Here is a 22,849-nt window from a genome sequence, read left to right as displayed (position 1 = left end):
CGCGCCCTGCGCGGGCGACCGCTTGAACGACCGGAGTTCAAAATGAGCCAATCCACAGACCGCGTGACGAGCGACGAGGGACCCCTGGACCTGCCCGTGCTGCCCCTGCGCGATGTCGTCGTGTTTCCACACATGGTGATCCCGCTGTTCGTCGGGCGCGACAAGTCCATCCGTGCCCTCGAGGCGGCGATGGAAGGCGACAAGCAGATCCTGCTGGTGGCCCAGAAAGCCGCCGAGACCGATGATCCGGGTCCTGGGGACCTGTTCGAGGTCGGCACGCTGTCCCAGGTCCTGCAACTGCTGAAACTGCCCGACGGCACCATCAAGGTGCTGGTCGAGGGCGTGTCGCGGGCCAAGGTCGACCAGGTGGTCGAGACCGACGGCGCGCTGCGCGGGCGCGCGCAGGAGATCCCGGCCGAGATGGATCGCGACGAGCGCGAGATCGAGGCGGTGACGCGTTCGCTGATGAGCCTGTTCGAGCAGTACATCAAGACCAACCGCAAGCTTCCGCCGGAACTGATGCAGACCCTGTCGGGCATCGATGAGCCCGGCCGGCTGTCCGATACCGTCGCCGCGCACCTGGGCGTGCGTGTGTCCGACAAGCAGCGCCTGCTGGAAACCCATGGCATCGGCGCCCGGCTGGAGCAGTTGATCGGTCTGCTCGACGGCGAAATCGACGTGCAGCAGCTGGAAAAGCGCATCCGCGGCCGGGTCAAGGGCCAGATGGAGAAGAGCCAGCGCGAGTACTACCTCAACGAGCAGATGAAGGCGATCCAGAAGGAACTGGGCGAGATCGATGACATGCCCAATGACATCGAGGAGCTGACCCGCAAGATCGCCGAGGCGGGAATGCCGCAGCCTGTGGAGGCCAAGGCCAAGAGCGAGCTGGCCAAGCTAAAGCAGATGTCGCCGATGTCGGCCGAAGCCGCGGTCGTGCGCAACTACCTGGACTGGCTGCTGGGCGTGCCGTGGAAGAAGCGCAGCAAGGTGCGCAAGGACCTCAAGGCGGCCCAGGACGTGCTCGATGCGGATCACTACGGGCTGGAGAAGGTCAAGGAGCGCATCCTCGAATACCTGGCCGTGCAGACCCGCGTGAAGCGCATGAAGGGCGCGATCCTGTGCCTGGTCGGCCCGCCCGGCGTGGGCAAGACCTCGCTGGGCCAGTCGATCGCCAAGGCGACCAACCGCAAGTTCGTGCGTATGTCGCTGGGCGGGGTGCGCGACGAGGCCGAGATCCGTGGCCATCGCCGTACCTATGTCGGTTCGATGCCCGGCCGCGTGGTGCAGAACCTGACCAAGGCCGGCACCCGCAATCCGCTGTTCATGCTCGACGAGATCGACAAGATGTCGATGGACTTCCGTGGCGATCCCTCGTCCGCCCTGCTGGAAGTGCTGGACCCGGAACAGAACGACTCCTTCAACGACCACTACCTGGAAGTCGACCTGGACCTGAGCGAGGTGATGTTTGTCGCGACCGCCAACTCGCTCAACATCCCCGGTCCGCTGCTGGACCGCATGGAAGTCATCCGGATCCCGGGCTACACCGAGGACGAAAAGGTCAACATCGCGATGCGCTACCTGCTGCCCAAGCAGCTCAAGGCGAATGGCCTGAAGGACGGGGAGCTGAAGATCGCCGAGGCAGCGGTGCACGACATCGTGCGCTACTACACCCGCGAGGCCGGCGTGCGCAACCTGGAGCGCGACATCGCCAAGATCTGCCGCAAGGTGGTCAAGGAAATCGCGCTCGCCGGGCCCAAGGCCAAGGCGCGGAAGACGCCGCTGGTGGTCGACAGCAAGAACCTGGACAAGTACCTGGGTGTGCGTCGCTTCGACTTCGGCCGTGCCGAGGAAGAAAACGAGATCGGCCTGGTGACCGGCCTGGCCTGGACCGAGGTGGGTGGTGAATTGCTGCAGGTCGAATCGACCCTTGTTCCCGGCAAGGGCCAGCTGCTGCTGACCGGCCAGTTGGGCGACGTGATGAAGGAATCCGCATCGGCGGCCCTGTCGGTCGTGCGCGCGCGTACCGAGCGGCTCGGCATCGATCTGGGATTCCTGGAAAAGCACGACGTCCACGTCCACGTGCCCGAGGGTGCGACGCCCAAGGACGGGCCCAGCGCGGGCATCGCCATGGTCACCGCGCTGGTGTCCACGTTGACCAAGAACCCGGTCCGCGCCGAGGTTGCCATGACCGGCGAGATCACCCTGCGCGGACGCGTGCTTCCCATCGGGGGATTGAAGGAGAAGCTGCTTGCGGCCCTGCGCGGCGGGATCACCACGGTGGTCATCCCGGAGGAAAACAAGAAGGATCTGGTCGATCTGCCCAAGGCGGTGACGGAAGGCCTGAAAATCGTCCCGGCACGCTGGATCGACGAGGTGCTCGACATCGCCCTGGAACGCCCGCTGGCGCCGCTCCCGCCCGCTGGGCAGGCTGACCTGCCGGCACCGCGCAAGGGCGAGCGCAGCGCGCGGGCCGGGGTCAAGCACTGATCCCGCCGGGCACGCGAAAAAAGCGCCGGATATGGCTGAAACCCGCGTCGTTGCTGGGTTTCAGTCTTGCGCGGTGAAAACCCCACTGGTATAACGGCCAGCAACCGTTTCGCGAAAGCCGGTTTTTCGGCAGGGCGCAGCGGCAAGGTCGATCGAGGAGCTGTCATGTACGCTGGCACTTCGATTTCAAGCACACGCGGTGAAACCGCTCAGGGAGTCAAATTGAATGAACAAGTCTGAATTCGTCAGTGCCGTCGCCGATGCTGCGGAGCTTTCCAAGGCCGATGCATCCAACGCGGTCGACGCGATGGTCAGCGTGATCACCGATGCACTGAAGAAGGGCGACTCCATCACGCTCGTTGGCTTCGGTACGTTCCAGGTGCGCAACCGTGCCGCCCGCCAGGGCCGCAACCCGAAAACCGGCGAGACCATCCAGATCAAGGCCTCCAACAATCCGGCGTTCAAGGCTGGCAAAGCACTGAAGGACGCTGTAAACTAAGCGGCTACCCACCGGGCGGTCGTATTGCCCAGGTCTGAATTTCGGGTGCTTAGCTCAGTGGTAGAGCGTCTCCTTTACACGGAGAGGGTCGGGGGTTCGAAACCCTCAGCACCCACCAGCGCCGGGTTACCAGGTTCAAAAGTGCGGAGTGGTAGTTCAGTTGGTTAGAATGCTGGCCTGTCACGCCGGAGGTCGCGGGTTCGAGTCCCGTCCACTCCGCCAGTTCTACTCCGGTTCGCCAGCCTCGCGGGCGGCCGGTCCGGGCAGCAACGCCCATCCGGCATAACGGATTCGTTGCGGTTGCGGAAAGTTCAAAGCGCGGAGCGGTAGTTCAGTTGGTTAGAATGCTGGCCTGTCACGCCGGAGGTCGCGGGTTCGAGTCCCGTCCGCTCCGCCAGTTCATCCAGAACGCCTGCAAATCGATGATTTGCGGGCGTTCTGCCTTTTCGGCCTCTGGCCACGCGGTGGAAGTGCGGTCTTCCGCTGGCGTTGGCAGTGACAGCAGTCCGGCCGGTCCGGCGCAGGACCCGCGGCGCCTATCCACGGTAAACTGTGCGGCTTCCGCCCTGACCAGACTGCATCATGCTGCGAAAAATCCGAGAAAAGACCACCGGCTGGGTCGCGATGGCGATCCTGGGGATACTGATCGTGCCCTTCGCGCTGTTCGGCCTGGACCAGTACCTCGTCCAGAGCGGCAGCAGCACCGTCGCCTCGATCAAGGCGCCTCCTGCCTGGTGGTCGTCGGCGCCCTCGTTCTGGCCGGCATCGGTGTTCTGGCGTCATGAGGAAGTCGGCACCGAGGAGTTCCGCAACCGCTTCGAGCAGGTGCGCCAGCAGCAGCGTGCCGAACAGGGCGACAGCTTTGACGCCCGCGCCTTTGAAGCGATGGAGAACAAGCGCGCCGTGCTGGACAGCCTGATCGACCAGAAGATCCAGGCGATGGCGGCCCAGGCGGCCGGGGTGACGGTGAGTGATGCGATGGTGATCAACGAGATCCAGCGCATCCCGGCTTTCCAGGTCGACGGACGCTTTGACCCGCAGCGTTACCAGCTGGCGCTGGCCTCGCAGGTACCGGCGCGCACACCGGCGCAGTTCGACCAGCTGGTGCGCGAGAGCCTGGAGCAGGGCCTGGTGATGACGGCGCTGGCGGAAAGCAGCTTTGTGACCGACGCGGAGATGGATCGGTTGATCAGGCTGTTGGGCGAGCAGCGCGATGTCTCGGTATTGCTGGTGCCCGCCGCGGATGCCGGCGCCGAGGCGATCGGCGATGCGGATGTGCAGGCTTGGTACGACGCGCATGTGGCCGATTACCGCGCCCCGGAGCGCGTGACCATCGAATACATCTCGCTGGATGCGGCCGACCTGCCGCCTGTCCCGCCGGCCGACGAGGCCACGCTGCGCCAGCGCTACGAGCAGGAGTCGGACAAGTTCGCCCAGCAGGAGGAGCGGCTGGCCTCGCACATCCTGGTCGAGGTGAGCCAGGAAGCGGATGCCGCTGCCGTGCAGGCGGCCGAGGCGAAGGCGTCCGCGCTTGCCGTACAGGCGCGTGCCGCGGGTGCGGATTTTGCCGCGCTCGCACAGAACAACAGCGACGACGCCGCTTCAGCCGGCGGCGACCTGGGCTGGATCAGCCGCGGCATGATGCCCGGTGCGCTGGAGGATGCGGTGTTTGCGATGTCCCCCGGCGAGATCAGCGACCCGGTCAGGACCGAGTTCGGTTTTCACGTGATCCAGTTGCGCGAAGTGAAGGCCGGAGAGCGCGAGCCGTTTGAAGCCGTGCGCGACACCCTGGCCCGCGAGCAGGAGACCGCTGATCGCGAGAGCCAGTTCAACGATCTGTCCAGCCGTGTCGTGGATGCGGTGCTGCAAAATCCCAGCGGCCTGGCGCTCGCTGCAGAGGCGGCCAACGTCAAGGTACAGAAGCTGGGGCCCTTTGACGCCGGTTCCAATGACGGTATTGCGGCCAGCCCTGCGGTCAAGCGCGCCGCGTTCTCGGAGGTGCTGATCCAGGACGGCACGGTCAGCGACCCGATCGAGGTCGGTCCCGACCACAACGTCTGGATCCGGGTCGTGTCGCACACGCCGGAGGAAGCCCAGCCATTGGCGAAGGTGCGCGACCAGGTGGTGGCCTCCATCCGCGCCGAGCGCAGGGAAACTGCCGCGCGGGAACGTGCGCTTGCCCTGCAGTCGCGGCTGGAGAAGGGCGAATCGCTGGCCGCCCTGGCCAGTGCCGAATCGCTCGCGGAACCCGAAGTGCTCACCGCCGTGCCGCGTGGCGCGCCGCTGATCGCCCCGGGTGTCGCAGACGCGATGTTTGCGCTGCAGGTCAAGGACGGTGGCAAGGCGGTGGGAAGCAAAGTGCTCGACGACGGCCGCATCGTGTTGTTCACCGTGGACAAGGTCACGCCAGGCAACGCTGCCGAGTTCCCGCAGGAGCAGCGCGAAATGCTGCAGCAGCAGCTCGGCCAGGCCGCGGGCATCGACGATGTGCAGGCGCTGATATCGAGCCTGCGCAAGAGCATGAAGATCCGCGTGCTGGAGGAAAACCTCTAGCACGCCGGCACCGGGCGGCAGCGCCCGGTCGCGGACACGAGAAAGCCCGGCAATGCCGGGCTTTTTTCATCGAGCCTGTTTCACAGCGCCTGTTTCACAGGGCCTGTTTCAAAGGGCCCATCTCACAGCGCCCATCTCACAGTGCCCGCTTCCGGGCCTGGTTTGCCTCAGTCGTCGCTGCCGACGCCGCTCATGCCCATGATGTTGTAGCCCGAGTCGACGTAGGTCACCTCACCGGTGATCCCGCGGGCCAGGTCCGAGCACAGGAACGCGGCCGTGTTGCCGACGTCCTCGATGGTGACGGTGCGGCGCAGGGGCGAGGTCTTCTCGAACTGGCCCAGCATCTTGCGGAAGTTGGAGATGCCGGCCGCCGAGAGCGTCTTGATCGGACCGGCGGAGATCGCGTTGACCCGTGTCCCTTCCGGGCCCAGGTTCAACGCCAGATAACGGACCGTGGCTTCCAGGCTGGCCTTGGCCACACCCATCACGTTGTAGTTCTGCAGCGCGCGCACGGCCCCCAGGTAGCTCAGGGTCAGGATCGCGCCGTCGCGGCCCGCCATCAGCGGCCGGGCGGCCTTGGAGATCGCGGCCAGTGAATAGGCGGAGATGTCGTGGGCCACGGCCCAGTTCTCGCGCGTCAGTCCGTCCAGGAACTCCCCTTCGATCGCTTCGCGCGGCGCAAAGGCGATCGCGTGGACGAGAATGTCGAAGCCGTCCCATCGCTGGCCCAGTTGCTCGAAGCAATCGGCAATCTGCTCGTCACTGGAGACGTCCAGCGGCAACACGATGTCGCTGCCCAGCGCGGCGGCGGCTTTTTCAACGCGCGGCTTGAGCTTGTCGTTCAAGTAGGTAAAAGCCAGCTCCGCGCCCTCGCGGTGCATGGCTTCGGCGATGCCGCTGGCGATCGAGCGATCGCTCGCGATGCCGGTGATCAGCGCACGCTTGCCTTGCAGAAAACCCATGGTTGCTCCTCATTGACCAGCGCCACGACCGGCGTGGTCGGGCAACCGGGGTAGTGTACCCGCGCGGTCGCCTTCTAATTGATGCCCAGGTCGGGTGCCAGCAGGCGCACCTGCCCGTCGCCACTGGTCGCGATCGGCCCGTCGCCGAAGACCGGGTTAAGCCGGCCGACCCGCGCCGGATCCTGGCCATGCCGGTCGGCCCAGTCGGTGATGCGCCGGGTCTGCTTGTCCAGCGTGATGGCCTGCAGCCGCGGCGCCGGTCGGTCCATGGCCTTGACCCACGAATCCTGCTGCTTGGCATCGCCCAGCACGCAGGACAGCGCCTGCAGCTTGCGCACGTACGCCTGCGTGGTTGCCGGCACACCGGCCAGGCTGGCCGGATCGGCGCTGCGCGCCTGCTGGCCTCCGCTCTTGAGTGCGCCCAGGATCCGGTACTCGCCGGCGTTGTAGGCCATCGCGGCCAGTCGCCAGTCGCCGGCGAACATGCCATGCAGGGTCTTCAGGTAGCGCACTGCGGCGCGGGTGGAATCCACTGGCGACAGGCGTCCATCGTAGCCGGCGCGGATCGGCACTTTGTGGTTGCGCGCGGTGCGCTCGATCATCTGCCACAGGCCGACTGGCCCGGATGGACTGCGAGCGTCGGGGCGGTAGCCGCTCTCCACGAACGGGATCAAGGCGTATTCGCTGGGCAGGTGTGCGGCGCGCACCGCGTCAAGTACGTAGCCGAACAGCAGCAGGGTATCGTCGCTGGGCGTCGCCAGGCGCTTGGGCGCGGCGGCGAAGTGCTTGCTCCAGCGAGGACTGACGTCACTGCTGCATTCCTGCTCGGCGCGTCCCTGCTGGAACTGGCGGTAGATCTCCAGACCGCGTCGCGGTACTGGCGGGCCCATCGGTGCCGGGGCGGTGGCTTCGGTTGCGGTCTCCGCGACTGCCGGCAGCTCGGGGGTGCTTGCAAGCGGCGCGGATGCCGCCGCGGGAAAGGCCAGCAGCGCGGTCACCGCCAGGGTGGGCAGCATCCGCGCCGCCGACTTGCGGTTGCGCGGCCGATGGCGCGCGCTCATTCGCTGAACCCGTCTTTCCATCGCCGAAGCTCGGCGAACACCTCGACCTCATCGGCTGGCTGGCGCCCGAGGCGGCCAGCGACCGCGGTCTGCACCGCCGGTTGGCCGCAGCGGAGGAAGGGATTGCAGGCCAGCTCGCTTTCCAGCGTGCTGGGCAGGGTGGGGAGGGCATTGTCACGCATGTGTTTGGCTTCCTGGGTGCGGCGCGCAAGCGCGGCATTTTCGGGCTCGACCACGCGCGCGAAGGCAGCGTTGGACAGGGTGTACTCGTGCCCGCAATACAGCCGGGTGGAGGCGGGCAGAACGGCCAGGCGGGAGAGCGACTGGTGCATCTGCAACGGGCTACCTTCGAAAAGTCGCCCGCAACCCAGGCTGAACAGCGTGTCCCCGCTGAACAGCGCACCGCCCCCGGGCACCGCGCAGAAGTACGCCACGTGGGTCGAGGTATGCCCCGGAACCGCGATCACCTCCAGCTCGAAACCCGCCGCGCGGAAGCGTGCGCCGTCCGCGACCACGTCGGTCGCGGTACCGATGCGAGCGTCGTCCGGCGCGAACACGCGCAGCTGCGGCCAGCGCTGCAGCAACTCCTCCACGCCACCGATATGGTCGTGGTGGTGGTGGGTAAGCAGGATGGCGCTTGGCCGCAGGCCGGCATCGGCCGCCGCCAGAACCGGAGCCGCCTCGCCTGGATCGACCACCAGTGCGGTCCCGTCCGTACCGGTGGCGCACCAGATGTAGTTGTCACTGAATGCATTCAGGGCCTGCAACTGCATACGGGGACTCCTTGGGATTGCCCGCGGCATGCAGCAGAATCAGGGATCCGCCGTATTCGACCGAGGGACAACCCGCGACCATGCCCGCGTTCACCTACCACCGTCAACCGGGGAAACCGCCGCCGAGCGCGCTCGGCTGGTTCGAAGGCGCGGCAGGAAACGCGCTTCTGGACAGTGAGGTTGCGGCGGTGGGGCGTGCGTTGGCGATGTGCCCCGCCTTGCCGTGGCTGTGGATCGGCCCGGATGCGGCGCTTGCACCCGACGCCGCCCGCGGGGTCCGCCTGCATCGCACACCAAGTGGGTTTGCCGGTGATCTGCAATGCGACCTGCCGCTGCCGCTGGCCAGTGAGTGCTTCGGCGCGATATTCCTCCAACACGCACTCGATGACGGGCACCAAGTGCAGGACATCCTGGAGGAATGCGCGCGGCTGCTCGCCCCAGGCGGTCGGCTGTGGCTGGCGACACTCAACCCGTGGAGCCCCTACCGCCTGCGCTGGACCGGCGCGGGCCTGCGCTCGAAGGGCACCGGTGCCTGGCAGGCGGCGCTTCGCCGAGCCGGATTCGCGTCCGCCGCGACCCGGGTGCAATGGCTCGGCCCGAGGTGGCAGCCACGGGTGGAGGATTCCGGGATCGGCTTCGCCGACCGCTTCCGCAGCGTGCTGGCGCTCAGCGCGGGCAAGCAGGTGCAGGCGATGATCCCGCCGACGACGCTCCGCCAGCTGCGCTGGCAGGTCGCGCGCTGGCCGCTGCCGCCGGCGGACCGGCGGGTCGATCCGCGGGTCAGGACAAGACCGGACGCGCGCGGTCGGGGATAATGGCGCGATGACTGAAGACACCGGCGCGACCAGGACCCCCACGATTGTCGAGATCCACACCGACGGCTCCTGCCTGGGCAATCCCGGCCCCGGCGGCTGGGCGGCGCTGCTGCGCTGCAAGGGCCGCGAGCGTGAGCTGGTGGGCGGCGAGGCCGACACCACCAACAACCGCATGGAGCTGATGGCCACGATCTGCGCCCTGGAGGCGCTCAGGGAAAGCTGCACGGTGACCCTGCACACGGACTCGCAGTACGTCCGCCAGGGCATCACCACGTGGATGGCGAACTGGATACTCCGCGGCTGGAAGACCGCGGGCGGCGCGCCGGTGAAGAACCGCGACCTGTGGGAGCGCCTGGACCTGGCCACGAAGAATCACCGGATCGACTGGCGCTGGGTGAAGGGCCACTCCGGGGATCCCGACAATGAGCGCGTCGACGTGCTCGCCCGTGATGAAGCGATCCGGTTCAAGCAGGCCGCCTCGGCGAGGCGCGCGTGATGCGTCAGGTCATCCTGGATACCGAGACCACCGGCCTGAGCTGGGAGCGGGGCAACCGCGTAGTGGAGATCGGCTGCGTGGAGTTCGTTGAGCGCCGGCCTACCGGTCGCACCTATCACCAGTACCTGAAACCCGATTGCGCATTCGAGCCGGGCGCGCAGGAAGTCACCGGCCTGACCCTGGAGTTCCTCGCCGACAAGCCGGTATTCACCGACGTGGTGGAGGAATTCCTCGAGTTCATCGCCGGGGCGGAACTGGTGATCCACAACGCCGCCTTCGACGTCGGGTTTCTGGACAATGAGCTGCGCCTGGCGGGCGCGCAGTACGGCTGCCTGGCCGATCGCTGCCGCATCGAGGACTCGCTCCTCCTGGCCCGGCATCGCTATCCGGGGCAGCGCAACTCGCTGGATGCCTTGTGCCGTCGGCTGGGCGTGGACAACGCACACCGGCAGTTGCATGGCGCCCTGCTGGACGCCCAGCTGCTGGCCGAGGTCTACATCGCGCTGACGTCGGGCCAGGAGGAGATCGGCTTCGCCGCGCCGGGGCCGGCGGCAGGCGAGCAGTCGAAGGCGTCCTACACCGCCGACGTGCGCCTGCAGCGCCCGCGGGTGGTGATCCTTGCCGCAGAACTCGCGGCGCACGAGAAGCGCCTGGCAAGCTTACGCAAGAAGGCCGGTCGCGCCGTGTGGGACGAGGTCGCGGAGTTGGCGGAGGCCTAGCGGCCGCGCGGGCGGTTCTGCGCAGACTCAGTGGCTGCGGATCAGCACCGCGGTCACGTTGTCCGAGCCGCCGCCGTCGAGCGCGGCGGCGATCAGGGTGTCGACGCATTCCTGGGCGCTGCGGTCGCGCAGCGCCAGCACCTTGGCGATCTGCTCGTCCTCCACCTCCTCGGTCAGACCGTCGCTGCACAGCAGCAACTGCATGCCCGGCAGCATCTCGCCGCTTACCGTGGCCACGTTGAGATTGCGTGGATCGGTCACGCCCAGTGCCTGGGTGACCACGTTGCGGTGCGGATGGCTGCGCGCCTGGTCACGGGTGATCGCGCCGCTGGCGATCAGTTCCTGCACGTAGCTGTGGTCCCTGGACAACTGCACCAGCTGCCCGTCGCGCCACAGGTAGACGCGGCTGTCGCCGACCCAGGCGGCCTCGAAGCGGCTGCCGTTGACCCGGGCCGCGACCACGGTGGTCCCCATCGGCAGCGCGTCGCGGCGCTGGCGCGAGGTGCGGATGATCTCCTCGTCGGCGATGCGGATCGCATCCACCAGCGGCGTGCCGTCGCGGGTTTCGCGGGCAATCGTTTCGCGTGCCAGGGCGCTGGCGACCTCGCCGTAGTCGTGGCCACCCATGCCGTCGGCGACCAGCCACAGCCCCAGCACGCTGTCGCCGTAATAGCTGTCTTCGTTGAGCTCGCGACGCAGGCCGACGTGGGTCAGGTGTCCAAATTCGATCATGGGGTGATCACGCCGGTGACGTCGTCGGGAGTGTCTTCACATACGTTAACGCTGCCGGGGCGTGCATACGGACACGCAAACGCAACGGGCGGGCACGGCAAAGGGCTGCAGAGGCAGCCGTTGCAGAATGCAAATATGGCGGAGAGGGGGGGATTCGAACCCCCGAGGCGCTATAAACGCCTGCCTGATTTCGAGTCAGGTACATTCAACCACTCTGCCACCTCTCCGGTGAACCGCCGACATCAAGACCGGGGTCGTGGGGGCGCAATGATACGGTGGCCGTGATTCGCGTACAAGCGCCGCGCGCGCCGCCCACGATCCTGTCTGGCGGTAGACTGTCCGCTTTCCTCCCAGCGGGTGCCCCATGTCCGAAATCCTTGTTCCCGTCTCCTTTGGCGAGCTCCTCGACAAGATCGCAATCCTGTCCATCAAGTCCGAGCGGATGACCGATGCGGCCAAGCTGGAGAACATCCACAAGGAGCTGGGCGCGCTGCAGAAGACCTGGATGGAGCACCCCGCCGCGGGCAAGGACGTGGTCAAGCTTCGCGCGCAGCTGAAGGCGGTCAACGAGCGGCTTTGGGTGATCGAGGACGACATCCGGCTCAAGGAAAAAGCCGGCGAGTTCGATGAGGAGTTCATCCGCCTGGCCCGCAGCGTCTATTTCGAAAACGACGAGCGCGCGCGCCTCAAGCGCGAGATCAACCTCGCCCTGGGTTCCAGCTACGTCGAGGAAAAGTCCTACCAGGACTACCGCAACGCCGACCCCGCCTGAGCGCTGGCACGCTCCGAATCGGTGACGAAACGCTCGAAGGCCGCGACGGCATCGGCGACGGTCACCAGGTCCATCACTCCGGGCTGTTCGATCTTGGCACCCCAGCGCAACTCGGCGGCGGGCTTGCCCCGGTAGCGGCGCGCGGCGTCGTCATAGCGGTCCACGCAGTAGCGGCGATCGCTGTAGGGGCCGCTGCGCGCCGGGTTGCTGGCCGCGTGCAGGCCGAGCACCTTGGTGCCCATCGCGTTGGCAATGTGCATCGGTCCCGAATCCGGGCTCATCAGCAGGTCGGCCCGCTCCAGCAGCGCAGGCAGCTGCTTCAACGTGTCCTTGCCGACCAGGTCGAGCGCGCTGCCGCGCATGGACTGCACGATGGCGTCGGTGGTCTGCCGCTCCAGCTCGCTGCGGCCGCCGCACAGGACCACCCGCCAGCCGCGCTCGATCGCGTGGTCGGCGACGGCTGCGTAGCGCTCTGCGTGCCAGTTGCGCAGGACGTGGCTGGAGCAGGGCGAGATCATCAGCGTGCGGACATCGTCTGTGCTCCACTGCGCTCGCGCCCACTCGCGTGCGTCGGCCGGAACCGGCAGGTCCCAGCGGACCTGCTCCTGGCGCAGGCCCAGCGGCTCGCAGAAGCTGCCGATCGCATCCAGCACGTGCATTCCCTGGCGCGCCGGGATGCGCTGGTTGACGAACAAACCATGGCCGTCGCGTGATCGGGCGCGGTCATAGCCGACCCGGGTGCGCGCCGGAACCACCGCCGAGAGCAGGTTCGCGCGCGCGGCGACCTGCATCTGCAGCAGCACGTCGAACTTGCCGCCGGCGCGAGCGTTCAATCGCCGGCGCAGCGCGCGCATGCCGGCGAATCCGGATTTCTTGTCGTACTCGATGAACTCCACCCCGGGCAGGCCTTCCAGCAGGCGCTGCTCCGCCTTGCCGATGATCCAGCTCAGCGGCGTTTCCGGCCATGCCGCCTGCAGCGTGCGCACCAGCGGGACCACGTGGGTGACATCGCCCAGCGCGGACAGGCGCAGCAGGCAGATCGAAGCGGGTGCAGGGGGCATGCTAATTGCTAGACTCCGGGGAATGACGGGGTTCGACTCTGCCGAAGGATTGACGCCATTCCGCGAAGGCAGCGGCTATGGGGCGATTCTGTTCGACTCCAAGCGGGTACGGCAAGCCGAGCCGGAGTGGTTTACTCCGACCTGGTGGCAGCATCAGGCGCGACCGGTGGAAAGCGGCGGCCGCGGCGGGGCCTGGTTCGTGGATGCGCCTTTCGGCCAGGCCGTCCTGCGACGCTACCTGCGCGGCGGGCTGGTGGCCAATCTGAGCCGCGACCGCTATGTCTGGCGCGGCGCCATGAGCACGCGCAGTTTTGCCGAGTTCCGCCTCTCGCGGGCGATGATCGAGCGCGGGGTGCCGGTGCCGCCGCCGATCGCGGCCATGTATCGCCGCGAGGGCCTGTTCTACCGCTGCGCGATCCTGATCGAGCGCCTGCCGGACGTGCGGACGCTGGCGGACCGCGCGATCGTCGCCGGCGATGGTGCGCCGTGGGAGGAAGCGGGCCGGCTGGTCGCGCGAGCGCACCGTGCCGGCCTCGACCACGCCGACCTCAATGCGCACAACCTGATGTTCGATTCGCGTGGCCGCGGCTGGGTGATCGATCTGGACCGCGGCCGCATCGTCATCCCGGCCACGGGCTGGCGCGAGCGCAACCTGGCAAGGCTGAAGCGCTCGCTGCTCAAGGTGCGCGGCAATCGCGACGTGGCCGATGTGGAGCGCGATTTCGAGCGCCTGCGCCGGGCCTATGACAATGTCTGGGAACGGGGCTACTGACGTGGCCTGGGATCTGCGCCTGCAGGGGGTCGGCAACGCCTCGGCGGTCGAGCTGGGCTCGGCCATGGCGACCATCGAGCGCCATGGCCAGCCCTGGCTGACGATCGACTGCGGCGGCGAGGGCCTGACCGCATTCCTGGACCACTACGGGCAAGCGCCGCAGGCGTTGTTCATCACCCACACGCACCTGGACCACGTCGCCGGTTTCGAGCGGCTGTTCGTGGAGGCCTACTTCAACCACTCCCTGCGCGGGCGGATCCGGCTGTACGTGCCGGCCAAACTGGTGCCGTTGCTGCATCAGCGGGTCGGTGATTACCCCAATCCCCTGGCCGAGGGTGGGGCGAACTTCTGGGATGCCTTCCAGGTGATTCCGGTGGGCGAGTCGTTCTGGCACCAGGGCGTGCGTGTGGAGGTCTTTCCCGTCCGCCATCACTGGCCCGATACCGCGTTCGGACTGCGCCTGCACGGAAGCCTGGTGTGGACCGGCGATACCCGGCCGATCCCGGAAATGCTCGCCAGGATGGCCGATGCGGGCGAACTGATCGCCCACGACTGCGCCTTGCACGGCAACCCTTCCCACAGCGGCATCGACGATCTGGAGCGGGAATACCCGCCGCAGCTGCTGGAGCGCTGCCTGCTGTACCACTACGGCAGTGCCCGGGAGGGCGAAGCGCTGGAGGCGCGCGGCTACCGGATCGGCCGGCAGGGAGAGCTGGTGGCGCTGAAGCCGACGACCGCAATGCAGGTCGACGTCGCCTGAGCTGCGCATCCGGCAGCCGAAAAGGTGGCAGCCCCGCCAACTTGCCTCGGCGCCCGCATCAGTCAATACCGTTGCTGCCTTCCGGCCCTGGCGGAGTTTTCGACCTAGCGTCGCGAGGGGCCGACGGGGCCACCATGGACAACTGCAACATCTGGCGGAGAGAGGGGGATTCGAACCCCCGAAGCGCGGTTTAGACGCTTACACACTTTCCAGGCGTGCTCCTTCAACCACTCGGACACCTCTCCGCATCTGAAACGCTTCAGATCCCCGTCGCGACGCCAATCCGGCCGGAACGCAACGAAGCCGCAAAGTCTAGCGCCGCGCGGGCAAGGGGACAAGTCAAATCCTTCTCTGGCCGCGAGGGCCCGGCGCTTGATCCGGGATGGGAGCCCGGGGCGGCGTGGCACAATGGTGGCGCTGCGTCCGTGCCGACCGATTCCGGGGCGCGGGCGTTCCCTGCCGGACTTGCCCAAGGTTATCGATGTCCTATCTCGTCCTCGCCCGCAAGTGGCGACCCAAGCGCTTCGCCGAACTGGTCGGGCAGGAGCACGTGGTCCGCGCCCTGACCAACGCGCTCGACAGCGGCCGGGTGCATCACGCGTTCCTGTTTTCCGGCACCCGCGGCGTGGGCAAGACCACGATCGCGCGGATCTTCGCCAAGTCGCTCAACTGCGAGCAGGGCACGTCGGCCGATCCCTGCGGTGAGTGCAATTCGTGCCGCGACATCGACGCGGGCCGGTTCATCGACCTGCTGGAAATCGACGCCGCGTCCAACACCGGCGTGGATGATGTGCGCGATTTGATCGACAACGCGCAGTACATGCCCTCGCGCGGCCGGGTGAAGGTCTACCTGATCGACGAAGTGCACATGCTCTCGAAGTCGGCGTTCAACGCGCTGCTGAAAACGCTGGAGGAGCCGCCCGGGCACGTGAAGTTCCTGCTCGCCACCACCGACCCGCAGAAGCTGCCGGTAACCGTGCTGTCGCGCTGCCTGCAGTTCAACCTCAAGCGCCTGGACGAGGAGCAGATCGGCGGCCAGGTGGAGAAGATCCTCCAGGCCGAGGGCATCGCGGTCGAACCCGGCGCGGTGCGCCAGATCAGCCGCGCGGCCGACGGCAGCCTGCGCGACGGCCTGTCCCTGCTGGACCAGGCGATCGCCTACACCGGTGGCCAGCTCACCGACGCCGCGGTCGCCACGATGCTGGGTACCGTCCACCAGACCCGCGTGGGCGCGTTGCTGGACGCGTTGGCGTCCGGTGATGGCGCTGCGCTGATGGCCGAGGTCGCCGCGCTGGCGGAGTTCTCGCCCGACTGGGCCGGCGTGCTGGAAGCGCTGAGCGATGCCCTGCACCGCATCCAGGTGCGCCAGCTGGTGCCCGGGGCAAGCATCGAGGTCGACGGCGTGGCCATCGATGCGTTGGCCGCGAAGGTGCCTGCCGAGCTGGTCCAGCTGTGGTACCAGATGGCGGTCAATGGCCGTCGCGACCTCTCGCTGGCGCCCAGCCAGCGCGCCGGCTTCGAGATGAGCGTGCTGCGCATGCTGGCGTTCCGTCCCGCGGGGCCGGAGTCGGCACGCAGTGGTCCGGCGAGTGGCGGCAGTGGTGCGACCGCGGGTGGCATTGCTGCCGGAGCCGGTTCGGCGTCGGGGCCTGCCTCAGCCTCAGCCTCAGCCTCAGCCTCCGCCTCCGCGCCCGAGTCGCTGCTGCCGGCCACACCCGGTCCTGCGCCAACGCCGACGGGTGCGCGCGCTCCCGCTGACACGGGTATTGCCGATGTGCCTGCCGAAGCGCGCCCCGAAACGCCGGAAGCCGCCGGACGGAGCCCGGACACCGACCACTACGACGAGCGCGAGCAAGCCCCGTTCTTCAGCCTGGAAGACGAGTCGGAGGCCGTCGCCGTTGCGACGACTGCCCCCGAGCCGACAGCATCGGTCAGCGAGCCACATCCAGTCCCGCACGCTGCATCCGATGAAGTGCCTGCAGGGGCCGTCATCGCCGATGCCGACGCCTGGCACGCTTGGGTCGTGGCCAGTCCGCTGAAGGGACCGGCGCGCGTGCTCGCCGAGCACGTGGGTTTCATCGCCTGCGAGGGACGCGTGGTGCGCCTGGGTCTGTCCCCGCAAGACGAGTTGCTCAACAAGCCCGTTCTGGTGGCGCAGATCGTCAAGGCGCTGGCCACCTCCCTGGGCGGCGATCCGGAAATCCGCTTCGAAGCGAGCACCGTTGGCGGCGTGTCGCTGCGCGAGCGCAACGACAAGGCCCGCGATGCGCGCAGGAGTGCCGCCGTGGACAGCTTCATGTCCGATCCGCAGGTGCGTGCGCTGATCGCCGGCGGCGCCACGGTGGTGGCCGATTCGATCCGGCCGCGCGGCGACGCCTGATCAGCGGCAACGGGCCGTGCGGCACCGAGCGCAGACCTGGTAGGCGGCCCTTGAGAGCCGAGCGTGCTGCCTTCATCTCTGGTCTGCCGACATCATTCACCCACTTGGACGAGTAAACGATATGCGTGGAAATATTGCCCAACTGATGCAGCAAGCGCAGAAGATGCAGGAAGAAATGCAGCGCGCGCAGGAAGAGCTGGCCAACATCGAGGTCATCGGTAACGCCGGTGGTGGCATGGTCAGCGTGACCCTGACCGGCCGCATGGAGTGCCGCAAGGTGCGCATCGATCCGCAGGCCCTGGCCGATCCGGAGATGGCCGAGGACCTGATCGCCGCGGCGATCAACGACGCCGTCAACAAGGTCAATGCCGCGTCGCAGGAGCGCATGGGTTCGGCGACCGCCGGCATGCAGCTGCCGCCGGGCATGAAGCTGCCGTTCTGATCGTGCTTCGCCCACGTAAACGCCCAGTGCGCCTTCCACGATGAGCTCGCCGCTGCTTGAGCAGTTGATCGAGGCGTTCCGGGTGTTGCCCGGCGTGGGCCAGAAGTCGGCCCAGCGGATGGCCTACCACGTGCTCGAGCGCGAGCGCGCCGGCGGCCAGCGGCTCGCGGACGCCCTGGCCGCCGCGGTGGAGCGGATCGGCAACTGCGAGCGCTGCCGCGACTTCAGCGAAACCCCGGTGTGCCCGACCTGCTCCAGCGCGAGCCGCGACGTCCACCAGCTGTGCGTGGTCGAGTCCCCGGCCGACCGCCTGGCGATCGAGCAGGCCACCGGTTACCGCGGCCTCTATTACGTGCTGCAGGGCCGGCTCAGCCCGCTGGATGGCATCGGCCCGGCCGAGCTGGGCCTGGACCGGCTGGCATCACGCCTGGCCGAGGGCGAGGTGTCCGAGCTGATCGTGGCGACCAACCCCACGGTGGAAGGCGAGGCCACCGCGCATTACCTGGGCCAGCTGGCACGCCAGTACAAGGTGCGCCCGAGTCGCCCGACCCATGGGGTTCCGCTCGGTGGCGAGCTGGAATACGTCGATCGCGGTACGCTTTCCCATGCTTTTGGCAGTCGCAGCGAGATGTCCTGAGCGGCCGGCCGATTCGTCTGGACGTTCCTCTGTACCCAATGGAGTAGTGGCATGACTGACGAGACCATCTTCGGCAAGATCATCCGCCGCGAGATACCCGCGGACATCGTCTTCGAGGACGAGCATCTGATCGCGTTCCGTGACATCGCCCCGCAGGCGCCGGTGCATGTTCTGTTCGTGCCCAAGACGCCGATTCCGCGGCTGGACGACCTCACCCCGGATCAGGCGGCGGTGGTCGGCCGGTTGGTCATCGCGGCAGCGGACTACGCGCGGCGGGAAGGCCTGGCCGAGGACGGCTACCGGGTGGTGATGAACTGCAACGACCACGGCGGCCAGACGGTGTATCAGATCCATCTGCACCTGCTGGCCGGCGCGCCGCTGGGGCGTTTTGGCGTGCCGGGCTGAACCGACCGCTGCGACCTACCAGTAGCCCCACCACGGCCACGGCGCCGGCCGGGTGATGACGTCGACGCGCTCCTGGATCGGCCACAGGTAGATCACGTCGGCGGCAACCCGGGGAAAGCGGTAATCGTACTCACCGATGCGCCGGTTCTCGTAGCCGTCGATGCGTCCGGTGAAGGTCACCTCGCGGTTGGTCTGGAACAGCGCCGGATCGTAGAAGCCGTCGCGGCAGGCGATGAACCGGCCACCGACGTCATCGGTCGCCCAGTAGGGCCGGCCGTAGACATTCAGGCGGGTGGAAATCATCTCGATGCAGGTGCGGTTGGGCTGCGGCTCGACCTTCACGATGCGGCCACCCCAGCGCACCAGGGCGCCGGTGCGGTCGACACTGTTGGCATCGTGGGGCGTGATCTGGGCGAAATCCCCCTGCAGCGGCTTGGGCTGGCTGGCGCAGGCGGCCAGCAGCAGCGTCGCGAGGACGAGCATGGCGTGACGGATCTTCATCGGTGTTCTCCGTTTCCGGGTGAAGCGGCATGCGGCGGTGACGGGCGGTGGCGACGCAGGGACAGTATCAACTGCCGCGACGCCCGTGCGCTGTGGTCGTCAAGCCCAGCGTAGCGCCAATTGCTGAAACGCTGGCTGAGCCGCAGCAAGTCGTCGGCCGGCCCGGGACCGGCATCGGCGACCCGCTGCGCCCATGTCATGGCGGGTTCGTCTGGATTGCGGCCCAGACCGAGCCGTCGATAGCGACGTTCCAATGTGTGCCACGCCCGCAGCACCGGGTCGCGCTGGCGTTCCGCCCGCCGCGACAGCCATGCCATCCACAGCAGCGCGGACAGCGCCGCCAGACCGAACAGCAATCCCAGGCGGACGCCATCCAGGCGCTCGATCCCCAGCGGCCGCAGCAGGCGCGACTGGCGCTCGGCATCGAAGCCCAGCACGAGCTGGTTCCAGCTTTGCCGTAGCCAGTCGGTGGCGTTGAACAGGCGGCTGGCGTCCCCGCCCAGCATCCGCCCGAACAGGCTGTCGGCGCCCGGGCGGCGGTCATCCAGGGTGTCGTAGATGCGTTCGGGTGCGACCGCGGCGGTCGGATCGACCCGGACCCAGCCGCGGCCGTCGAGCCAGACCTCGGCCCAGGCGTGCGCATCGGATCGCCGCACCAGCCAGTAGTCGCCGATCGGGTTGCGGTAGCCGCCGACATAGCCGGTGACCACGCGCGCGGGAATGCCCGCGGCCCGCATCAGGATCACGAAGGCCGAGCTGAAGTGCTCGCAGAAACCCTCCTGCTGGTCGAACAGGAACTCGTCGGCGGCGTGGCGCCCGGCCAGCGGCGTGCTCAGGGTGTAGGCGAAGTCGCTGCGGATCCACTGCATGGCGCGGCGCACGATGGCCTGGTCGTCGCCGCCGGCGTCGCTGCGCCAGCGCGCAGCCAGCGCCTGGGTGCGCGGGTTGGCACCCGCCGGCAGCGCCAGCGCCGCCTGCTGCAGCGGGCCGGCAAGATCGGCCTCGAAGGTCTCTGGCGGGGACGACTGCATCCGCCAGCGCGTCAGCGAACTCAGCGGGCGCGGTGAAAACAGCTCATGGTCATGGCCCAGCCGGGTATCGCCGGGCGCCTCGACGGGGAGCTCAAGCGCGACCATCTGGCGTCGCTCGGTCGGCTCGATTTCGACCTGGTAGTCCCACAGGACGTCGGCGCGGGTCACGGCGGCCGGGGGCAGGCCGGTGGACCGGCGGCTGCGGGACCACGTGCGGCCGTCGAAGTCGGACAGGACCGGGCCGCGCCAGTACATCTGAGAGGTGGGCGGGGTGGTGCCGAAAAATCGCACCCGCAGCGCCGGGGTGTCGTCGGCCATCAGGTCGATCCAGTCGCCCGGCGACATCTCGTCGGACAGTCCGGTTCGTGCCAGCGTGCGTTCCGGAACGCCCCACAGCGGGGTTGCGAGCCGCGGGAACAGCCAGAATGCCGCCAGCGCCAGCGGGAGGCCCAGCAGCACCAGTCGACCCACCGAGCCGAAACGAGCGCGGGTCGTGGTGGCGTCGCGGATGCCCGACTCGATGTCGGTCAGGCGCAGCAGCGCCATCAGGGCCAAGGCAACGCCCGCCAGTCCCAACAACAGGCTCAACGGCCCCTGGTCGAGGAGGAAGGTGGCGAATGGAGCGAACAGGGCGAAGCCGAGCAGGCTTCGCGCGTCGCGAACGCCCCGGGTTTCGGCCGGCTTCATCGCCAGCATCGCGGCGAGGATCGCGCACCCGGTATCGCGGCCGAAATGCGAGCCAGACAGCGCGATGACGGCGGCCAGCAGGGCCAGCGTGAGCAGCAGGCGGACCAGCGCATGCAGCGGCTTGCGCCACGAGAGCGCGGCGACGGCGACCGCGCTGCCACCGACCAGCAGGCCCAGCGGCGACGGCAATTGCATCAGCAGCGGCAACACGCAGGCCGCGGCAGCTGCCATGGTCCAGCGCCGGCTGTGCGGATCAAGGGCCACAACGGGTTTGCGCTCAGCCATCGGGCATCAGCGCCAGTGCGCGCAGGCAGTCGTGACGGTGGCCGGAGCCTTGCGAAGGGCCGATGGCGGGCTGCGCAGGCAGCGTGAGGCGGTAACGGCGGCCGTCGCGTTCGGCCTCGTCGACCCAGCGGGCCAGCCGGCTGATCCTTGCTTCGTGTGGCAGGCCGCCGACGCTGTGCCATTCCAGCACGATATCGGCGCCGGCCGGCTGCTGGTATTCGCGCACCAGCAGGGATTCGTGGCGCGCCGATGGCTTCCACGCGATGGACCGCCGCGAGTCGCCATGGCGGTAGCCGCGCAAGTGGTGGGGATCCTCGCCGCTGGGGTGGAGACGCGCCTTGGCGTCCTCACCGGAGCCCTCGGGCAGAGGCGGGCCGTCGATCTCGGGGCGCGGGTACACCAGCAGGGGAGTCTGCGGCCAGACGTGCGACCACGCCCGGGCGAGGCCGAGCGGATGGCAGGTAGCGATCCGCAGCCGCGGCAGCTCCAGCCAGCCGCGCTGCGACGTCGGGATCAACAACTGCGCCTGACCATTGCCGGGCTGGAGGTCCAGCAAAGCCGGGTCCTCGTAATCCGGATCCAACGCGACCTGGAGGCCGCGCCGCACGCGCCCGTCAGCGGCCTTCGCATGCACGTGCAGCAGCATCATCTGGCCGGCAGGCACGGGTTCGGCATCGATCGCGGTCACCGCCAGTCCGCTGAGCTGCAGCTGCGCGGCGACCAGGCTGGCCAGGCCGGTACCGCCGAGCAGCAGTGCCAGCAGCAGCGCAGGATTGTTGTTGTAGTTCAAGCCGCCCAGCAACATCGTCGCGACCAGGACGGCATAGAACAGGCCGAACCGGGTGGGAAGCACGTAGACCCGCCGCCGGTCGAAGGTGACCGGCAGCGGTTCGGGATCGCGCGGTCGGGTGAAGGTCAGGGCCCAGCCGTGCACCCGCTTGCGGATGCCGCGCGCGATCGGGACTCGCTCGATAGCCGCCGGCGACGCGGCTTCTCTTGCCACCGCTGCTCAGTCCACCGCGACGGCGTGCAGTATCGCCTTGGCCAGCGCCGCGTCACTGCCGGCCTCGGCGTCGGCGACCAGCCGGTGCGCCGCGACTGCGGAAAAGAGTGCTTGGACGTCGTCGGGTCGCACGTGGTCGCGGCCCAGCAGGAGCGCATACGCCCTGGCCGCACGCAGCAGGGCGAGGCCGGCCCGTGGCGAAAGCCCGACGCGCACGCCCGGATGGCTGCGGCTGCGCGCCAGCAGTGCCTGCACGTAATCGATCAGTGCATCGCTGGCGTGCACCCGGTCGACCGCGTCGCGCAGCGCCAACACGTCTTCGCGCGACAGCACCGGCGTCGCCGCAGCGATCAGGTCGCGGCGATCACGCCCGGCCAGCAGCTCGCGCTCGGCCTCATGGCCCGGGTAGCCCAGCGCCAGACGCATCAGGAAGCGGTCCAGTTGGGAGTCCGGCAGTGGATAGGTACCCGACAGGTCGGTCGGGTTCTGGGTCGCGATGACGAAAAAGGGCGCGGGCAGGGCATGGGTGGTCCCATCGACGGTCACCTGTTGCTCGGCCATCGCCTCCAGCAGGGCGCTCTGGGTGCGCGGCGGTGCGCGGTTGATCTCGTCGGCCAGCAGGACCTGGGTGAACACCGGGCCGGGGTGGAACTGGAAGTCGCGCGTCGCCGGATCGAAAATCGACACGCCGACGATGTCCGCCGGCAGCAGGTCGGAGGTGAACTGCACGCGCTGGAAGTCCAGCCCCAGGGTCGCGGCCATGGCGTGAGCGAGGGTGGTCTTGCCCAGACCCGGCAAGTCCTCGATCAGCAGGTGGCCGTCGGCGAGCAGGGCGACGAAGGACAGGCGCACCTCCCGTGACTTGCCCAGCACCAGCCGGTTGACCTGCGTTTGTGCGGCGTCAAGGGATTTACGCAGATGCTCGGGTAGCATGCCCGGCTTCGACACCGCGGCCTCGTGGCCCGGCGTCGGTGTTGATACCGCCATCGTGTTCTCCAGAAATCGTCCCATGTCGC

The 22,849-nt window shown here is 68.1% G+C and carries 22 protein-coding genes, 5 tRNA genes and 1 other RNA gene; 16 read left to right on the top strand and 12 right to left on the bottom strand.

The annotated features are described in order from the left end of the window. The first annotated feature begins 42 nt into the window (after positions 1 to 42). From lon to INQ40_RS09525, 6 genes are all read left to right on the top strand, one after another. Entirely contained in the window at positions 43 to 2,487 is a 2,445-nt protein-coding gene (lon, locus tag INQ40_RS09550; RefSeq protein WP_194340248.1) for an endopeptidase La, read from the top strand. 226 nt (positions 2,488 to 2,713) lie between these two features. Next, positions 2,714 to 2,986, top strand: a complete 273-nt coding sequence (locus INQ40_RS09545; RefSeq protein ID WP_043957630.1) for an HU family DNA-binding protein — start codon at positions 2,714 to 2,716, stop codon at positions 2,984 to 2,986. 43 nt (positions 2,987 to 3,029) lie between these two features. After that, a tRNA-Val gene (locus tag INQ40_RS09540) sits at positions 3,030 to 3,104 on the top strand. 27 nt (positions 3,105 to 3,131) lie between these two features. Further along, positions 3,132 to 3,208, top strand: a tRNA-Asp gene (locus INQ40_RS09535). A gap of 98 nt (positions 3,209 to 3,306) precedes the next feature. Then, positions 3,307 to 3,383 (top strand) — tRNA-Asp (locus INQ40_RS09530). A gap of 185 nt (positions 3,384 to 3,568) precedes the next feature. Continuing rightward, entirely contained in the window at positions 3,569 to 5,539 is a 1,971-nt protein-coding gene (locus INQ40_RS09525) for a peptidyl-prolyl cis-trans isomerase (protein ID WP_194340247.1), read from the top strand. Positions 5,540 to 5,706: 167 nt separating this feature from the next. Here the strand turns inward: INQ40_RS09525 and INQ40_RS09520 are convergent, their stop codons facing one another. The 3 genes from INQ40_RS09520 to gloB form a co-directional block, all read right to left on the bottom strand. After that, positions 5,707 to 6,501 carry an enoyl-ACP reductase gene (locus INQ40_RS09520; RefSeq protein WP_194340246.1) on the bottom strand — a complete coding sequence of 265 codons (795 nt, stop codon included), beginning with the start codon at positions 6,499 to 6,501 and terminating at the stop codon, positions 5,707 to 5,709. 74 nt (positions 6,502 to 6,575) lie between these two features. After that, entirely contained in the window at positions 6,576 to 7,562 is a 987-nt protein-coding gene (locus tag INQ40_RS09515; RefSeq protein ID WP_194340245.1) for a lytic transglycosylase domain-containing protein, read from the bottom strand. Further along, positions 7,559 to 8,335 (bottom strand): hydroxyacylglutathione hydrolase, encoded by a 777-nt coding sequence (gene gloB, locus INQ40_RS09510; protein WP_194340244.1) that lies wholly within the window; start codon positions 8,333 to 8,335, stop codon positions 7,559 to 7,561. Before gloB ends, INQ40_RS09515 begins: the two co-directional genes overlap by 4 nt. Before the next feature lie 80 nt (positions 8,336 to 8,415). On the opposite strand from gloB, the gene INQ40_RS09505 reads away from it, so the two are divergent. The 3 genes from INQ40_RS09505 to dnaQ are packed head-to-tail and all read left to right on the top strand — an operon-like array spanning position 8,416 to position 10,365. Continuing rightward, positions 8,416 to 9,150: a methyltransferase domain-containing protein gene (locus INQ40_RS09505; protein WP_194340243.1), complete on the top strand. Its 735-nt coding sequence runs from the start codon at positions 8,416 to 8,418 to the stop codon at positions 9,148 to 9,150. 7 nt (positions 9,151 to 9,157) lie between these two features. Beyond that, positions 9,158 to 9,646: a ribonuclease HI gene (gene rnhA / locus INQ40_RS09500; RefSeq protein WP_194340242.1), complete on the top strand. Its 489-nt coding sequence runs from the start codon at positions 9,158 to 9,160 to the stop codon at positions 9,644 to 9,646. After that, positions 9,646 to 10,365 (top strand): DNA polymerase III subunit epsilon, encoded by a 720-nt coding sequence (gene dnaQ / locus INQ40_RS09495; protein WP_194340241.1) that lies wholly within the window; start codon positions 9,646 to 9,648, stop codon positions 10,363 to 10,365. The genes rnhA and dnaQ overlap by 1 nt, the downstream gene beginning before the upstream one ends. A 27-nt stretch (positions 10,366 to 10,392) precedes the next feature. On the opposite strand, the gene INQ40_RS09490 is transcribed toward dnaQ, so the two are convergent. Together INQ40_RS09490 and INQ40_RS09485 are read right to left on the bottom strand one after the other, a co-directional pair. Next, positions 10,393 to 11,097: a PP2C family serine/threonine-protein phosphatase gene (locus tag INQ40_RS09490; protein ID WP_194340240.1), complete on the bottom strand. Its 705-nt coding sequence runs from the start codon at positions 11,095 to 11,097 to the stop codon at positions 10,393 to 10,395. 136 nt (positions 11,098 to 11,233) lie between these two features. Beyond that, a tRNA-Ser gene (locus INQ40_RS09485) sits at positions 11,234 to 11,324 on the bottom strand. 137 nt (positions 11,325 to 11,461) lie between these two features. Here INQ40_RS09485 and INQ40_RS09480 point away from each other — a divergent pair. Then, on the top strand, positions 11,462 to 11,869 hold the full coding sequence (locus INQ40_RS09480; protein WP_194340239.1) for a DUF6165 family protein: 408 nt from the start codon (positions 11,462 to 11,464) through the stop codon (positions 11,867 to 11,869). Here the strand turns inward: INQ40_RS09480 and INQ40_RS09475 are convergent. Beyond that, entirely contained in the window at positions 11,845 to 12,930 is a 1,086-nt protein-coding gene (locus INQ40_RS09475; protein WP_194340238.1) for a glycosyltransferase family 9 protein, read from the bottom strand. The two genes, INQ40_RS09480 and INQ40_RS09475, sit on opposite strands and share 25 nt — an antisense overlap. Positions 12,931 to 12,952: 22 nt before the next feature. Here INQ40_RS09475 and INQ40_RS09470 point away from each other — a divergent pair, with 22 nt between their 5' ends. Both INQ40_RS09470 and INQ40_RS09465 read left to right on the top strand, forming a co-directional pair. Beyond that, positions 12,953 to 13,702 (top strand): 3-deoxy-D-manno-octulosonic acid kinase, encoded by a 750-nt coding sequence (locus INQ40_RS09470; RefSeq protein WP_194340237.1) that lies wholly within the window; start codon positions 12,953 to 12,955, stop codon positions 13,700 to 13,702. A gap of 1 nt (position 13,703) precedes the next feature. Beyond that, positions 13,704 to 14,462 (top strand): MBL fold metallo-hydrolase, encoded by a 759-nt coding sequence (locus tag INQ40_RS09465; RefSeq protein ID WP_194340236.1) that lies wholly within the window; start codon positions 13,704 to 13,706, stop codon positions 14,460 to 14,462. Between the two features lie 30 nt (positions 14,463 to 14,492). Here the strand turns inward: INQ40_RS09465 and ffs are convergent. Both ffs and INQ40_RS09455 read right to left on the bottom strand, forming a co-directional pair. Then, positions 14,493 to 14,589, bottom strand: an RNA gene (ffs, locus tag INQ40_RS09460) — signal recognition particle sRNA small type. A 25-nt stretch (positions 14,590 to 14,614) separates the two neighbouring features. Then, a tRNA-Ser gene (locus tag INQ40_RS09455) sits at positions 14,615 to 14,707 on the bottom strand. Between the two features lie 236 nt (positions 14,708 to 14,943). Here INQ40_RS09455 and dnaX point away from each other — a divergent pair. The 4 genes from dnaX to INQ40_RS09435 all read left to right on the top strand — a co-directional run bounded on the left by dnaX (position 14,944) and on the right by INQ40_RS09435 (position 18,326). After that, a complete protein-coding gene (gene dnaX, locus INQ40_RS09450) occupies positions 14,944 to 16,842 on the top strand; it encodes a DNA polymerase III subunit gamma/tau (protein WP_194340235.1) in 1,899 nt (632 codons plus the stop codon). A gap of 121 nt (positions 16,843 to 16,963) precedes the next feature. Further along, positions 16,964 to 17,284 carry a YbaB/EbfC family nucleoid-associated protein gene (locus INQ40_RS09445; RefSeq protein WP_043957642.1) on the top strand — a complete coding sequence of 107 codons (321 nt, stop codon included), beginning with the start codon at positions 16,964 to 16,966 and terminating at the stop codon, positions 17,282 to 17,284. Between the two features lie 40 nt (positions 17,285 to 17,324). Beyond that, positions 17,325 to 17,921 carry a recombination mediator RecR gene (gene recR / locus INQ40_RS09440; RefSeq protein WP_194034014.1) on the top strand — a complete coding sequence of 199 codons (597 nt, stop codon included), beginning with the start codon at positions 17,325 to 17,327 and terminating at the stop codon, positions 17,919 to 17,921. Between the two features lie 51 nt (positions 17,922 to 17,972). Further along, positions 17,973 to 18,326: a histidine triad nucleotide-binding protein gene (locus tag INQ40_RS09435; RefSeq protein WP_194034013.1), complete on the top strand. Its 354-nt coding sequence runs from the start codon at positions 17,973 to 17,975 to the stop codon at positions 18,324 to 18,326. Between the two features lie 15 nt (positions 18,327 to 18,341). Here the strand turns inward: INQ40_RS09435 and INQ40_RS09430 are convergent, their stop codons facing one another. From INQ40_RS09430 to INQ40_RS09415, 4 genes are all read right to left on the bottom strand, one after another. Continuing rightward, the gene (locus INQ40_RS09430) at positions 18,342 to 18,827 is read right to left on the bottom strand and encodes a Slp family lipoprotein (protein ID WP_194340234.1); all 486 of its coding nucleotides are present in this window, start codon (positions 18,825 to 18,827) and stop codon (positions 18,342 to 18,344) included. Beyond that, positions 18,824 to 20,776 (bottom strand): DUF3488 and transglutaminase-like domain-containing protein, encoded by a 1,953-nt coding sequence (locus INQ40_RS09425; RefSeq protein ID WP_255524251.1) that lies wholly within the window; start codon positions 20,774 to 20,776, stop codon positions 18,824 to 18,826. The genes INQ40_RS09430 and INQ40_RS09425 overlap by 4 nt, the downstream gene beginning before the upstream one ends. Positions 20,777 to 20,822: 46 nt before the next feature. Then, positions 20,823 to 21,764 carry a DUF58 domain-containing protein gene (locus tag INQ40_RS09420; protein ID WP_194342507.1) on the bottom strand — a complete coding sequence of 314 codons (942 nt, stop codon included), beginning with the start codon at positions 21,762 to 21,764 and terminating at the stop codon, positions 20,823 to 20,825. Between the two features lie 75 nt (positions 21,765 to 21,839). Then, on the bottom strand, positions 21,840 to 22,766 hold the full coding sequence (locus INQ40_RS09415) for an AAA family ATPase (RefSeq protein ID WP_194342506.1): 927 nt from the start codon (positions 22,764 to 22,766) through the stop codon (positions 21,840 to 21,842). Between the last annotated feature and the right edge of the window lie 83 nt (positions 22,767 to 22,849).

This window comes from Lysobacter sp. H21R4 (genome assembly GCF_015277535.1).
GTDB classification, from domain to species: Bacteria; Pseudomonadota; Gammaproteobacteria; order Xanthomonadales; family Xanthomonadaceae; genus Novilysobacter; species Novilysobacter ciconiae.
Note: the sequence above shows the minus strand (reverse complement) of the source record. Positions and strands in the feature narration are given on the sequence as shown.